A 14,115-nucleotide genomic window follows, 5' to 3' on the forward strand; every position below is an offset into this window, starting at 1 on the left:
ATGAGTTACCTCCAGATTTATTAAGTAGATTGGAACGTTAAAGGTATATACCTTTAACGCTCCATAATATATTGATATGTTATTAACCGATAAACATTTGAACCCATTCGCCGTTAACGTAACCGACACCTATTTTAGTAAAACTTTTGTTCATGATATTAGCGCGGTGACCAGGACTATTCATCCAATCCTGCATAACTCGTGCCGCAGTAGGTTGTCCCGATGCGATGTTCTCACCTGCATAGTTGTACTTCACTCCAAAGGTACGCATCATGTCAAACGGTGATCCGTAAGTTGGTGATGTGTGGCTGAAGTAATTGTTAACGTCCATGTCTCTTGCTTTTTCAGTTGCCACTTTATTTAATAGTGCATCCGTCTGAAGAGCAGGCAAGCCCGCTTTAGCACGTTCTTTGTTTACTAATTCAACTACCTGAGATTGAAGCGTTCCCGTTTCTGGAGCAGGTGTTGGCTTCTGTGTCGGCACTGGCGTTGGCTTCTGCGTCGGCACTGGTGTCGGCTTTTGCGTTGGTACTGGCGTTGGCTTTTGCGTCGGCACTGGTGTCGGCTTTTGCGTCGGCACTGGTGTCGGCTTTTGCGTCGGCACTGGCGTCGGCTTTTGCGTCGGCACTGGCGTTGGCTTTTGCGTCGGTACTGGTGTTGGTTTCGTTCCACCAGCTGACGGCCATTTAATAGTGATGCCACCAATATGGACGTTAAATTTACCTAAGTCTATTCCGTATTTCTGTGCAATATCGTTGAGTGATTGAAAGTTCATATAGTAGGTTTGAACCTTGATGGTAGACTTGATAATTGGTGATGCATCAGCCTTTGGAGCAGCTATACCTGTTCCGATCATCGTCGCTGCAACTACGCTGGCTACACCAATACGTATAGTTTGCATTTTCATAAATCGTTTCCCCCTGAGCATGATAGTTTGTATCGGTTGTTCCGATGCCACTTATCTTAGCATGGGGGTATAGTCGTTTCATGACTCAAAGATTTCCAAATGTTCGAAAATAGTGCCTAACTCTATGCCATTCCTGCATTATTAGAATCTACTCATCCGTAGAAACAGCACAAAAAAACCTCTTTTAAGCTAAATTTAGCTTGAAAGAGGCCTTTGAATTTACGCTATATATTACTCGTTTACGCGAATAAATTTACCCGTTTCTTGAGATTCGAAAGCGCACAAAATCACTTTTAGTGATGCACGTCCTTCTTCTCCACATATCGATGGTTTCGTATTTGTAACAATACTTTCGATAAACGCGTCAACAATTCCACTAGTTAATTGTTTTTCATTAGTCGAGATCGCACCAACTTTATGTTTTTCAATAGTACCGTCACGAAGTTCTACGATAACTTGATCATCCGGGTGTGTGCCGATTTTTAAGACACCATTTTCACACCACAATATTGTACTATTATCTTCTCCTCTATAGTACGTCCAGCTTGCTACAAGTGTACCAATTGCACCGCTCTCCATACGAAGAATACACGAAGCGTTGTCGTCAACCTCCGTATTTTCCTTATGCAAAGTTCCGACGAATGCGCCTATTTCAGCAACTTCATCATTCAGCAACCAACGAATAAGATCAGATTTATGCACACCGAGGTCACCCATTGCGCCCATTATTGCTTCTTCCTTGCGGAAGAACCAACTACCAGCACCATCAGCACTCCAAGATTCCGGTCCAGGATGGCCAAACGCTGTACGGAACGTTAATACTTTGCCTAGAACACCTGAGTCCAAAATTTCTTTTGCCTTTACATGTGGCGGCATCAACCGCTGGTTGTGAGCAACCATAAGATGTACATTATTGTCACTTGCTGCTTTAATCATTGCTTCTGCTTCTGCATCTGTAACAGCCATTGGCTTCTCTACTAAAACATGTGCGCCTGCTGCTGCTGCATCGATACTCAATGAAGCATGCAGCGCATTAGGTGTACATACACTTACAGCATCTGGTTTAACTTCCGCAAGCATTACCTTATAATCAGCAAAAGCTTTGCCTCCATGCTGCTCTGCAAATTGCTCTGCACGCTCAATAATTGGGTCAACGAATGCAACTATCTCCACGTTAGGATGTTCTGCATATTCCGGAATATGACGATACTTAGCAATTGAACCACAACCGATTACAGCAATACGTATTTTTGACATTAGTTTTCCCCTATTCTCTATAAAAATTGTTTCAAATAATTAGATTTAAGCCAAACATAACTTTCTTCGACAGATTGGATCGGTGGATTTGCGCATTTGTCCTGCTCAACGATTAACCATTGCACCGATGACTCCGATGCAGCCTTAATTATTTCGTTGAGCGGCAGGGAACCCCTTCCAAGTTCAACCGTATCAATAGGCTGACCCGCTTCCTTTGAACGGAAATCCTTCACATGTAACAACGGTAGTCTAGTGCTGTATTTATTAATATACGCAATCGGATCGATACCGGAATACTGAATCCAGCCAATATCCATCTCTATTTGTAAAAAAGCTGGAGATGTTCGCTCATACAACGCATCAAATGCAAATTGTCCGTCAATCATCACTTCAAATTCAAACTCGTGGTTATGATATGCGAATGTGATACCTTCCTCACTAAAGCGCTTACCGTAACGCTCGAATGCAATGATGTGATTTTGCCATGCTTCCGCATCACGTAGTTCTGAAGGAATCCACGGGCAAACCGCATATTTTGCTCCAATTGTTTTAAGATATGAAATTTCTTCGTCTATGTTGCTCTCGAGCCTTTCGAGTCCGATGTGACTTCCAATTGGCGTTAGTTTCAACTCATGAAGCAAGTCGCGCATTGCCTCCGCTTCAATATTTCCATATCCCGCAAATTCTACACCTTCGTATCCCATTTCCGCAACTTTACGCAATGTTCCTTCGAAGTCAGCTGCTGTATCTTCTCGTAGAGTATACAACTGTAAACCGATGCCGATCCGTCTCATTTGAGTTTAACTCCCCTATGATGGATTTTTTGTTAACATTCAATGTGTCAATTTGCCTTATGCGTTTCATTATATAGAGCAAATGCGCTCGAAAACAGTTATCTTGTTATCCTATTCTTATGTGATTTTGTCTTCTGCAATTTAGTAGATATCTCAAATTATCTTGCAATATTCGCATGGCGATTGCGTCACACATTAAGTTATGCTTTTTAAACTTTGAACGGGTAATAATTCATGTCTAGTAGATTAGTTGTCAAAACATAATTTCGTACCCATTACATAATCCTCTGCAAAAATATTTGTAGAATTGTTCATTTTCGTGAGACTTTTGCTTAAATCGCCCGTAGTAAGTTGTATATTTGAGTCATTATGAGAAACTTGTAATGTTTTGCTCATCCAAATTTAAGAATCATTTAATATTTATCCGTTAGACTAAAAAGAAACCCTTCAGAGGATGGAGGCATTACCATGAAAACCATGCTGATCTTTCAGAATAAAACAATACCTGTCTATTTAACAGATACGAACAAGCAATCTGTAGAGAAACTAACTACCGTACTTAATCGCAAAATTACGACAGGTAAAAATGCAGTAAAAAAATGTATTACTTCTTTAATTAGTGTCGAAATTGTAGGCAGTGAGGCTACACTTCATTCTTATTATGAACGCGATACGTTAACTATCTCTTTATATTAAACTTGTATATCAAAAAAGAAGGAGCCCTGTACATTTAATCATACAATGTACAGGGCTCCTTCTTAGAATGTTAGATAGCACTAAGGACCCTTTGCAAGCACTAAGGGTCCTCTTTCGAATGCCTCATTAATTTGACTGTTACGTTGCTAGCCCTCGCAAAAAACGATCTATCACAAACGTTATACTCGTATCTACTCCTATAGCCATTCCAAAACCACCGCTTCTCTCAATTGAAGCAAAGCCATGTAAAATACTTCTTAATCCTCTAACAGCATGAACAGCTTGCTCTTCAGGTAGCATATAGGATGAAAGTGCAATAACAAGCGTCTCTACTATCTCTGATCCAAGCCGCATCTGCTCGGGCTGCTCCTCTGTTGGAGCACGAAGCGTCATTTCGTACAAACCAGGATGATTCCGTGCAAATAGTAAGTATGCATCAGCAATAGAGAGAATGGACTCAATTCCTTGTTTCTTAATGGCAGCTGTTTTTATAGCTTCACTTAATTGATTAAGTCCATGAGTCGTCAAGTGTGATTTCAATGCCGGCAATCCATCTACATGATTATAAAGTGATGGGGATCGTACACCTAAACGACTAGCCAGCGAAGCTAAAGTTACTTCTTCAACCCCGACTGTATCGGTAATTTCTGCCGCTGCTGCAATAATAACGTTCAAATCCAATCCTCTTCTAGGTGACATGATTGTTCGTTGTTCCTTTCCTCGTTAAGTGTTGCTCAGCAAGTCTAATTGCCTCTTGAATTGCATTTTCCGGACGGGATAACATTTTACCATGCCCTACTGCAAGTACATTAGGCTTTAAATGAGCTAGTTTTCGTGCACTCGCCAAACTTACTTCTCTGTTCCATGTTGCAAGCGACGGAAATGGGAATGACAATCTCATTTGACCTGCTACCGCTATTCCACCTCTTGTCTGAAAAGCATCTCCTGCAAATAGATGCCCACTTCGCTCATCTAAAAATGCCATCGAACCTGGCGTATGACCCGGTGCAGCTATTGCACGTAAAGAACCAATTTTGACATTATCCTTTAGAAAGACATCCGGCTCTGTTTTTACATTAGCCGGAATACCACCTCGAATCGGGTAGTTACTCTCCTCTTTGCTTAATGATTTATCTCCGCGAAGCAATCTTGCATCTCTCTCTGATATATACACTGTAGCATTAGGTAATCGTTCCTTCAAACCATCTAGTGCCCCAACATGATCATTGTGAGCATGGGTCAACACAATTCGAGTAATTGGTTTCCCGACAAATTCCGCTGCTTTCATTATTGCGCCTACGTTATTAGGTAAAGCAGCATCTATCAATGTAAGCTCATCTTCTTCTTCAACCAAATAACAATTTACTGGAAAAAGAAGTGGTAAATACGTTAGTTGTACTACATTTCCTTCACGAATTAATCTCATATGAATGTCCGCCTCCAAAAACTAATGTTGTTAGTTTTATAATAAACTAATGATATTAGTTTTTCAACTGCTTTTTTTCATTTTCACTTTTTCATTCATAATAACTGTCAAAACCTCTATATAACAAACGAAAAAGCAGCAGCCAAGGAACCCCCATGGTCTGCTGCCACTATCGACTATTTAGCATCATATCTGCCATAAGATGCAGCGAACTGCTTCATTTTATTATAGGCTTTCCGATCCAATTGTTTGAGCGGGTGAAACTGTGGATGATTAGAGTTAACCTCCAGTATCCACAACCTTTGTTCCGTATCATATGCGAAATCGATTCCCATCTCGTGCATTCCCTCTTTTTGGTTACTGAGCACTTTGGCAACTTTTAAAGCCGCTTTTGTTAACTTCTTACGTCTGCGTTCCCGATCTTCGTGAGATAGATGTAATTGCTTATGCAACTTATTCAGCGTATAGATCGAACCTCCTTGATAATAGTTGGTTACAATCTTATTCGCTGCACCTACCTTTACCATGTATCCCGTACAAGTCCAAGTGCCGCCTGGCTTACGCTGAACCATAACTCTTATATCGTAGGATCGATTATTCACTTTATCGAGTCTAACACCTTGCTGAATGATCAGCCTATTATGTTTACCTCTATTAAGCCGCTCATATAAACTGGCAATTCTATTATAACGACGTGAAACTTGTCTTTTTCCAACCACTTCTTGGAGCAAATAACTATCATTTATCCGATTAATTTTGCATATGCCAATTCCAAGTGAACCTACATCTGGCTTCACATAGAGTGATGTAAATTTATTAGTCATCATCTTTAAATTGGTTTGTGTAAAAGATACCGTTCGTGGTACATACTTGCCTACTCTAGAATCACCAAGCAAATAATTACAAACACGAAGTTTACCTCGTATTGTACGGCTGGCATAGTTTTTTTTGGCCACTAGTTTCACCTCTATACACTATATGAGATGAAACTATGAGCGACATGTATGTTCGACTATGGTTAATCGTGTAATTTTAGAAGTTTGCTAGTTCACAGCGAGCAGCTAAAAGTTATTTACCTAACAGTATTTTTGCATATTCAGATTCAATTGGTATCATAATGACAGGGTCATTTTGAAGAGTGACTGTATAACTTTCAAGTGTCCGATACAAATTGTAGAAAGCAGGGTCTTTGCCATATGCGGTATTGTATATAATTGCAGCTTGCTGCTCACCTTCAGCAACAATTTTCTTAGCATCCGCCTCTGCTTGTGCTAATAATTCTGTTGCAGTACGATCCGCCTTAGATGTAATTTTTCGTGACTCCTCATCACCTTCTGACAAATAACGTGCAGCTATAGACTGACGGTCAGATATCATTCGATTGTACACACTTTGCTTATTGCTCTCTGGGAGATCGGTCCGTTTAATTCGAACATCAATAATTTCAACCCCATAATCATCTCGCTTAAGCGCAAGCGCAACATCTTGCGTAATCTCGTCATTAATATTTCCTCTTACTGTATTTTCACTAATGATGACATCGTACTCTACCTCTGACAGCTTTCGTCTAACAGAGTTATAAACCGCTTCATCAATACGCTGCGCACCGCCGCTTACTGAATTTACCGTTCTAATAAACTTCTCTGCATTAGAAATACGCCAGATCGTATAGTTATCAACAAGTATTGGCTTTTTATCTTTAGTTAATATTTGTCCTGGATTGCTTTCAAAAGTCATTTGGTACTTCGGCAACGTTGTCGTATTTTCAACAAACGGCAACTTGAAGTTTAGACCAGGTTCCTCAACAGTTCGGATCGCTTCACCAAACCGCAATACGATTTTGTATTCGCCTTCTTTTACAATAAACATCGAACCTGCACCCAAAACAAACAAAAGTGCAATACCAACAGTAATTAGCCAATTTTTACGTTTCATTGTCCGTTACCTCCTTGCTCTTGCTTTGCCTCTGGTGTTGCCGTTTTACTTGAATCTACTTTTTCGCTTCCTTTGAGCAACTCGTTTAGCGGCAAATAATTTACCGTATCACTGTTTGAATTCGTAATAAATATTTGTGCATTAGGAAGGATCTTTTCCAACGTTTCTAATATTAGACGACTTTCCGTTACGGCCGTATTTTTAAGGTATTCACTGTGGATCGCATTAAACTTGGCTACGTCGCCTTCTGCATTCAATATTCTAGATTTTTTCTCCGCTTCCGCTTGTTCAAGCAGCGCCTGTGCTTCACCACGAGCTTTCGGGATACGATCATTTTCGTATTTTGCAGCATTATTGATTTTTGTGTTTTTTTCCTCACGAGCGTTAGTTACAGCACGGAAAGCATCCTCTACCTCTCCGCTTGGCGGTTCAATATCTTGGAATTTCAAATCGATTATTTGTATGCCTGTATTATATTTTCCTTGAAGTTCAATTAATCGTTCGCGAGCCAAATCCTGAATAGCTGTTTTTCCATCTGTAATTGCGTAATCGAGCTTTTGTGATCCAATAACGGAACGAATCGATGCACTTGCTGAATTACGAAGGAATTGCTCTGGATTGCTAATGTTATGTAAATAATCACGTATATTGCTTATTTTCCATGTTACTACCGCATCGGCAGAAACAATATTTTCGTCGCCGGTAATCATCATTGCTTCATCATCGACTGATGTAGAAGTACCGCCACTTTCTCGATAACCAATCGTAATTTTTTGAGTCAGCTCTGCGGGAACGATTCTAACTTCTTGAATAGGGTAAGGCCATTTGAAATGTAGACCAGAGTTCGTTTCATGAGTATACTTTCCGAAAGTTAAAATAGCTGCTCGCTCTTGCTCTTGCACCGTATAGAAGGTTGAAGAACCAAAATAAATTAAGATTGCCGCTACTGCAATTCCTATAGAAATCTTCTTAACCGTACCCGGCTTTAGCTCCGGCGGTTTTCGATTAGGATTTGGCTGAACGTTTGGGTCGTCATTCATAATGCTCAATACAATCTCTCCTCTCAAGTTACCATGCTCATAAGTGTTTATACGATTTCCCCATGATCTGGTCGCAATTTTTAAGGTTATTTTAAGGTTCGAAGCGTAATGATTCATTTCTATTGGACTCTTTATATGAATGGCTAAAAAACAATTCAAAGGTGACCGTACAAAAGTAAGGGACTATACTCAAGTCTCTACACTTGAGTATAGTCCCTTATTTAAAGTCTATTACTTCTTGTTTTCCTTCAACATTTCACTAATAGCACCGATACTTCCGAGCGTTTCTACAGCCCTCGTCGGTATAAATACTTTGTTCGCTGGTCCGTTTGCAATATCCGATAAAGCTTCTAACGAACGGTATGTTAACACATTTTCATCGAGACCTGCTGATTTAATCAGTTCAATTCTAAGCTTCTCCGCCTCTGCTATTGACTGAATAGCCTTAGCCTCACCAAGCGCTTCTAATTCTTGTGCTTGACGTTGACCTTCGGCCTGACGAATACGTGCTTCCTTTTCTCCTTCAGCTTTCAAAATCTTACTCTGCTTATCGCCTTCTGCCCGTAAAATCATATCTTGTTTCGCAGCCTCAGCTTCAAGGACTAGTGCACGTTTGCTTCGTTCTGCTTTCATTTGCTTGTCCATAGCATCCTGAATATCGGCTGGAGGCTGAATATCAATAACTTCAACTCGCTCAATTCTAACGCCCCATTTTTCAGTGGCTTCATCTAGTGCTACTCGGATATCAGTCGATATTTTTTCACGACCAGACAACGTTTCATCAAGCTCCATCTTGCCGATAATTTGCCTCATCGTCGCTGTACTAATATTTCGCACACCATATACATAATCGGATATTCCATATGTAGCTTGCTCAGGTCCTGTTACCTGATAAAATATAATCGTATCGATCTTCACTTGTACATTATCCTTCGTAATTACAGTCTGAGGAGGAACATTAGCTTGTTGAATACGAAGATCATGATATGTTCTGACATGGTCGATAATCGGTATAAGAATATTGATACCTGGTGTCAAAAGTCGACTAAACCTACCTAATCTTTCAACAACACCAATTCTTTGTTGCGGAATGATTTTTACTGATAATGAAACAAATACTACCGCAATTAAGATAATTATAATTGTTATTGTTAATCCCATATCATTACCCTCCTCGTCTATTCACATGCAGTATAGCGCTTCCTCGGCCAACAACAATGATGGATTCACCCTTCTCAATTGTTTCATCTGATAATGCACTCCAAGTTTCGTTACCAACCTTCACAATTCCAGGTTTATCGGTTCCTACTGCCTCCAAAACAGTTCCACTCATACCAACAAGCTCATCAACGGAATCTTTAAATCCTCGTGAATGTTGGATTCGACGAGTAAGCGGCTTAGTAAACACTGTAAGAAGCAGAGCTACTGTGCAGCCAATAACAACCTCGAGTAAGAGGGCACCCGGAGCTATTACATCAACAACTGCTGCTGCCAACGCACCAATACCGAGCCATAACAAATAGAAGGTTAGCGTCAGCATTTCTACAACGATCAATAGTCCTGCTACAATAAGCCAAATTAACCAAAGTTCCATCGAATCACCCACCCTTCAGAATACTGTATTCGTCGCAGATGAGAGTAAGACCTAACAACCTCAACCGTTTTTTTGTGCATATAGAAATTCCTTAACAGCTTCGCTTTTAAATAGCATAATGCTTGCAATTGCTCCATAAATCACTGGAAAAGAAATATAACAGCGATTAGTCCTTCTCTCTGAGCAACACTATAAAATACTAATCGGAAATCAGCGTCAATATCTTTTTGCGGCAGTGGCAACGTTCCCTAGATAGCTGTCAACTTATTCGCAACTACGTTTTAATTTCATCTATTGTAAAAAACAGTCGCCTAAGATCTGCGATCGTCAGTAAATTTGCAACATCCCTTTCAGAATAATCTCGATATTCACGACCATTCTGTAGTGTACTTTCAGGCTGAATAAGTCCCTCTTCTACGTAATAATTGATTATTTCGGAAACATTCAACAATTACTCTAGTTAACCAAATAAAAAAACCTCCTTCACAAATAAAGGAGGCGGCTTCCATATTAACAACCAGCTAGAAGTAACATATGCGGTGAAACATATTTCTATAATCAGGGGGCTTCCCCTTTATATTTCCCCATATTCTTAACGCGAACGTGTACTTGTATTTCCCCAAGTGAATCCTCGCTCAAGAAATACTCATCACGTTCAGTTAGCTTTTTAAACTCATTAGGGTTCGAACGATAGAGCGCCTGACCTAGTCGAAATGGATCACATTGAAGCTTTATTGCTTTTCTGTACGTTTCAATAATTTCTTTTTGAATGGCAATAGCTACTTCTTTCTTAATTTCTTTAAGAGTAATGTTTTGAAGTATTTCAACGATATGACCATTGGCATAAACATGCAGATCAAATTTAACTTTCCCATGTTCTATTTTTGGAATAATCTTCATGTGAGGATTATTAAACATAATGACACCCACCGGAGACTTATTACTTGGAAATTCAAGCGTTGTTCGATCAAGGTGTCGATCCCCCCATCTTACACCACTTAGTTCCTTCTCAGACATCCAACTAATCATTTTATTGTCGCGAAAGAAGTAGCCCCCTGAGATGTTAAACATTTCTTTTGATTTTTTATCCTCCTTCCAATCCTTATTATCACTATCGATTGAAGGAATGATAGCCGGTTCTCCTGGTTCATTCAAATTTGCAATAAGCCGATTACTGGTTACTTGCTGAAGGATTGAAAGGGTTGAACTTGTCTGAGCAGATGAAAACATCATCGTATCTAATGGTGACAAATTCATGAGTGATTTCTGTATGAGAATATCATCCAGGTTTCTTTTTGTACCATAGATCAAAATATTGTAACGGACTTCCCTATCACGATTAATAGCACTGTATACATCGGTAACCCCTTTTTTTAACACTTCCTCTGTCATTACAATAACTTTTACATGACCCCAAAAAAGTGACAATTGTGAAGTACGATTTACATTGGATAATGCATGAGCTATTGTATTCCCTTCTCCCTTTCCTACCCACACAGGAACTGATTTTCCAATTTGCTGCTGCTCATAATGTGCGATATTAGAGAAATTAAGAACTTGCGCATACACAATCCATTTTCCATTCTTATAATCGACCCCAATTGCTGTTGCATAGGCAACATTTTGGATTTCTGGTTTAGTTGTACAGCCACTTACAACAAAGAGACTTATCAACAGAATACAGATCATTCTGTATACAGTCATCCCTTGTCCTCCTTTTGCTTATCGCTATCAACGGTATTAAGTACTCCAGGTCTCTTTGTAAGCATACCCCATGGCACTCTCAGAAACGAAAATACCGCCTCTTTAAGATTAAGCGGAGAGAACGGCGCCAAATAACTAATGCCGAATGAACGCAGACTGCCCATATAAGCGACCAGAAGTACCATCCCCAAAATAACGCCATACATTCCAAGAAACGCAGACAGGAGGAAAAAAAACAATCGCATAATACTTATTTGGGTACTAAGCGTCTGATTCACAAGAGTTACGCCCGACACCGCAGTAATTGCACCTACCACAACGACTGAAGGAGATACTAAACCAGCTCGTATAGCAGCATCACCAATAATTAGTCCTCCGATAGAAGTTAATGTTTGACCAATTGCATTCGGAAGTCTAACCCCCGCCTCACGAAAAATTTCCAGTAACATAAGTAGCAGAAACATCTCCATATGTGAAGACAACGGGAGTCCTAATCTTGTTAATGAAATCGTCGCCATTAAACGCATTGGTATTTGATCCTGATGGAAAGACATTAATGCAACCCAAATTGCAGGCAGGAATATAGAGAGAAATAAACTAATTCCTCTAATTATTCGTGAGAAGGACACGTAGGCGAAGTTAAAGTGCACATCTTCAGGTGATTTCAAAATTAATGACAGCCCTGCTGGTGCAATAAGTACCATTGGAAGTCCGTCTATAATGATAACCAATCTGCCTGATAACAAGCTATTCATTGCAAAATCCGGTCTCCCTGTGAAATCCATTACGGGCAATAATCTAAACTTTGTATCGGACAGCAGTTCCTCTAATTGATTGATGCTAAATATTCCATCAACATCTATTTTTTGAATGCGACCTTGTATTTCCTTTAACACATTTGGATTAATAATGTCATAGAAATAAAGTAGCGCTACACGTGTTTGGCTCCTCCTACCAAGTGTAACGTTCTCAACATGGAGAGAAGACGATCTAAGACGTTTACGGATCAAAGCAATATTTACGGTAATATCTTCAACAAACCCATCCCTTGGCCCTTTTATCGAAATTTCTGTACTAGATTCGAAAGGCTGTCTCGTCGGTTTATCCCCAATATTAACGCTGAGCACTATATTCTCTTCAGTAAAAAAAAGTAAAAGATCCCCTGAAAACAATGCTTGAGACAGTGATTCTTCAGATACATCAGTCAGTGCTGAAATAGACAATGCGTTAGACAACTTACTCAGCGGATTATGAAAAGAGCCTTGTTCCGTGTAAAGTTGCTTAAGTTCAGGAAAAATATACTTTCCAATATCCGCGCTATTCGTCAACCCCTCGGCATACACCATTAATAGGCTTATGATGCCTTCCTCACCAAATTCACATGCTTGAATCTTCACATCTGAGGAACCAGCAAATTGAGATTTCAAGCTCTCCTCATTCCAGATAACTGTTTTTTCTACTAATGGGTCGTTCATGCTTTCTCCTCCTTTTTAGTTGACCCAAAAATAAGAGCAACAATGATCCAAACAAGTGAGAGCGATAAAAAAACAATCAATGATATTGGCATGTAATATTTCTCCATCCATAAATAGAAGGCATATTCATTCACAGGAATTAATGATAAAAGCAAATAACTAGCCATAACGATAAAGATCGCCCAATGGCGACTTCGCGCTTGTTTCAGCGGCAGCAATTCCACAAATACAAATACAGATAAACTGATTCGAATGCAGGCACCAGATAACCACTGGAATATTGATAAAAAATCCAAGTGCTCAATAAACTGTCCTATTTGTACAAGTCTCCATTGCTCATAAGGAGATGCCATCTGATGTGCAGCTTCTACAGGACCAAATTCAGTTATTGCGCCGATAATAGGACCTATTGAAATAATAATTGAAAATAATCCATACGAAATGAGCTGCCATGCTCGAATCTTAGTCTCCATATGATGTTGGATCAAAAGCAATACCAGCAATTCTACGAAACCAGCTCCCGCATATACCATTCCATCTATAACGGGGCCCCATCCATGCTCCAAAACAGGCCTAAGAAGAGAATAATCTTTCATGGGGGAATTAAATGAGCTAACAAAAATACCTAATGCAACGACAAACGGTAAAAGGACGCCGGATATAATTGCAATAACTCGAATTCCCCATAGTGAAATTACTGTACAAAATATGATTAAAAACGATACAAGTAATAGCTTTGGTGAATTGGGCAAATAATTAGTTATGTGCCATGTCGCAGTATGAATAACTGTCATTCCACCGATCAAATATATTCCAATACTAATTGGAGCAAGTAAAAAAAAGGCGCCGACTGGCGTAACTCTTCGAGAAAACCACTTTTTCAATTCTTGTTGACCAGTCCGCTTCATAAGCCAGACAAGGAGCAATATCCATATAAGAAACATACCGCCAGCTACTAAAGAAGTTATCCATGAATCCCTTCCCGATGCGGCCAAAACCATCGGATTTACTATGACATGACTCATAAGACCATTCATTAAGGAAAACATCATAAATACTTGAACAAAATTAATTTTATTGTTAGTAATTTTCACTCCTGATCACATCCAGATAATTAAATCGCAGATAAGCGTTGCATTATTTTGCCACAACCACAATTTTCTATTCTGTTATAAAGTTCAATTGTATGAATTTCTGCATACGATTTTTTTGCAAATATAAGTATTAGTTTACTCATATTACAGTCTCAGCTTGTGTGTTATAATGTATTGCCGTCTACATTCATCC

At 39.5% G+C, this 14,115-nt stretch carries 15 protein-coding genes; 1 reads left to right on the top strand and 14 read right to left on the bottom strand.

Annotated features, from left to right (window positions below):
- Nucleotides 1-82: 82 nt before the first annotated feature.
- From MFF31_RS23935 to MFF31_RS23945, 3 genes are all read right to left on the bottom strand, one after another.
- Complete coding sequence (locus MFF31_RS23935; RefSeq protein WP_238191652.1) at nt 83-907, bottom strand: CAP domain-containing protein; 825 nt, start codon at nt 905-907, stop codon at nt 83-85.
- Nucleotides 908-1,138: 231 nt separating this feature from the next.
- Nucleotides 1,139-2,164 carry a Gfo/Idh/MocA family protein gene (locus tag MFF31_RS23940; protein WP_238191653.1) on the bottom strand — a complete coding sequence of 342 codons (1,026 nt, stop codon included), beginning with the start codon at nt 2,162-2,164 and terminating at the stop codon, nt 1,139-1,141.
- 17 nt (nt 2,165-2,181) lie between these two features.
- The gene (locus MFF31_RS23945; protein WP_238191654.1) at nt 2,182-2,958 is read right to left on the bottom strand and encodes a sugar phosphate isomerase/epimerase family protein; all 777 of its coding nucleotides are present in this window, start codon (nt 2,956-2,958) and stop codon (nt 2,182-2,184) included.
- A 468-nt stretch (nt 2,959-3,426) separates the two neighbouring features.
- Between MFF31_RS23945 and MFF31_RS23950 the strand changes: the two genes are divergently transcribed.
- Entirely contained in the window at nt 3,427-3,654 is a 228-nt protein-coding gene (locus MFF31_RS23950; protein ID WP_238191655.1) for a 3-dehydroquinate dehydratase, read from the top strand.
- A gap of 138 nt (nt 3,655-3,792) precedes the next feature.
- On the opposite strand, the gene MFF31_RS23955 is transcribed toward MFF31_RS23950, so the two are convergent.
- The 11 genes from MFF31_RS23955 to MFF31_RS24005 form a co-directional block, all read right to left on the bottom strand.
- Nucleotides 3,793-4,353 carry a TetR/AcrR family transcriptional regulator gene (locus MFF31_RS23955; RefSeq protein ID WP_238191656.1) on the bottom strand — a complete coding sequence of 187 codons (561 nt, stop codon included), beginning with the start codon at nt 4,351-4,353 and terminating at the stop codon, nt 3,793-3,795.
- Nucleotides 4,343-5,080, bottom strand: coding sequence for an MBL fold metallo-hydrolase (locus MFF31_RS23960; protein WP_238191658.1), 738 nt, complete (start codon nt 5,078-5,080; stop codon nt 4,343-4,345). The genes MFF31_RS23955 and MFF31_RS23960 overlap by 11 nt, the downstream gene beginning before the upstream one ends.
- A gap of 176 nt (nt 5,081-5,256) precedes the next feature.
- Nucleotides 5,257-6,036 carry a YheC/YheD family protein gene (locus MFF31_RS23965; protein ID WP_238191660.1) on the bottom strand — a complete coding sequence of 260 codons (780 nt, stop codon included), beginning with the start codon at nt 6,034-6,036 and terminating at the stop codon, nt 5,257-5,259.
- A 112-nt stretch (nt 6,037-6,148) separates the two neighbouring features.
- On the bottom strand, nt 6,149-7,015 hold the full coding sequence (gene hflC / locus MFF31_RS23970) for a protease modulator HflC (RefSeq protein ID WP_238191662.1): 867 nt from the start codon (nt 7,013-7,015) through the stop codon (nt 6,149-6,151).
- Nucleotides 7,012-8,055: an FtsH protease activity modulator HflK gene (gene hflK / locus MFF31_RS23975; RefSeq protein WP_238192244.1), complete on the bottom strand. Its 1,044-nt coding sequence runs from the start codon at nt 8,053-8,055 to the stop codon at nt 7,012-7,014. Before hflK ends, hflC begins: the two co-directional genes overlap by 4 nt.
- A gap of 231 nt (nt 8,056-8,286) precedes the next feature.
- Complete coding sequence (locus tag MFF31_RS23980) at nt 8,287-9,216, bottom strand: SPFH domain-containing protein (protein WP_238191664.1); 930 nt, start codon at nt 9,214-9,216, stop codon at nt 8,287-8,289.
- 4 nt (nt 9,217-9,220) lie between these two features.
- Complete coding sequence (locus MFF31_RS23985; protein ID WP_238191667.1) at nt 9,221-9,649, bottom strand: NfeD family protein; 429 nt, start codon at nt 9,647-9,649, stop codon at nt 9,221-9,223.
- A gap of 274 nt (nt 9,650-9,923) precedes the next feature.
- Entirely contained in the window at nt 9,924-10,100 is a 177-nt protein-coding gene (locus tag MFF31_RS23990; RefSeq protein WP_248565562.1) for a helix-turn-helix domain-containing protein, read from the bottom strand.
- A 107-nt stretch (nt 10,101-10,207) separates the two neighbouring features.
- Nucleotides 10,208-11,353 (bottom strand): Ger(x)C family spore germination protein, encoded by a 1,146-nt coding sequence (locus MFF31_RS23995; RefSeq protein WP_238191669.1) that lies wholly within the window; start codon nt 11,351-11,353, stop codon nt 10,208-10,210.
- A complete protein-coding gene (locus MFF31_RS24000; protein ID WP_238191671.1) occupies nt 11,350-12,828 on the bottom strand; it encodes a spore germination protein in 1,479 nt (492 codons plus the stop codon). Before MFF31_RS24000 ends, MFF31_RS23995 begins: the two co-directional genes overlap by 4 nt.
- Nucleotides 12,825-13,922 (bottom strand): endospore germination permease, encoded by a 1,098-nt coding sequence (locus MFF31_RS24005; protein WP_238191673.1) that lies wholly within the window; start codon nt 13,920-13,922, stop codon nt 12,825-12,827. The genes MFF31_RS24000 and MFF31_RS24005 overlap by 4 nt, the downstream gene beginning before the upstream one ends.
- Nucleotides 13,923-14,115: the final 193 nt, after the last annotated feature.

Source organism: Paenibacillus sp. L3-i20 (assembly GCF_022180385.2).
Taxonomy (GTDB): Bacteria; Bacillota; Bacilli; order Paenibacillales; family Paenibacillaceae; genus Pristimantibacillus.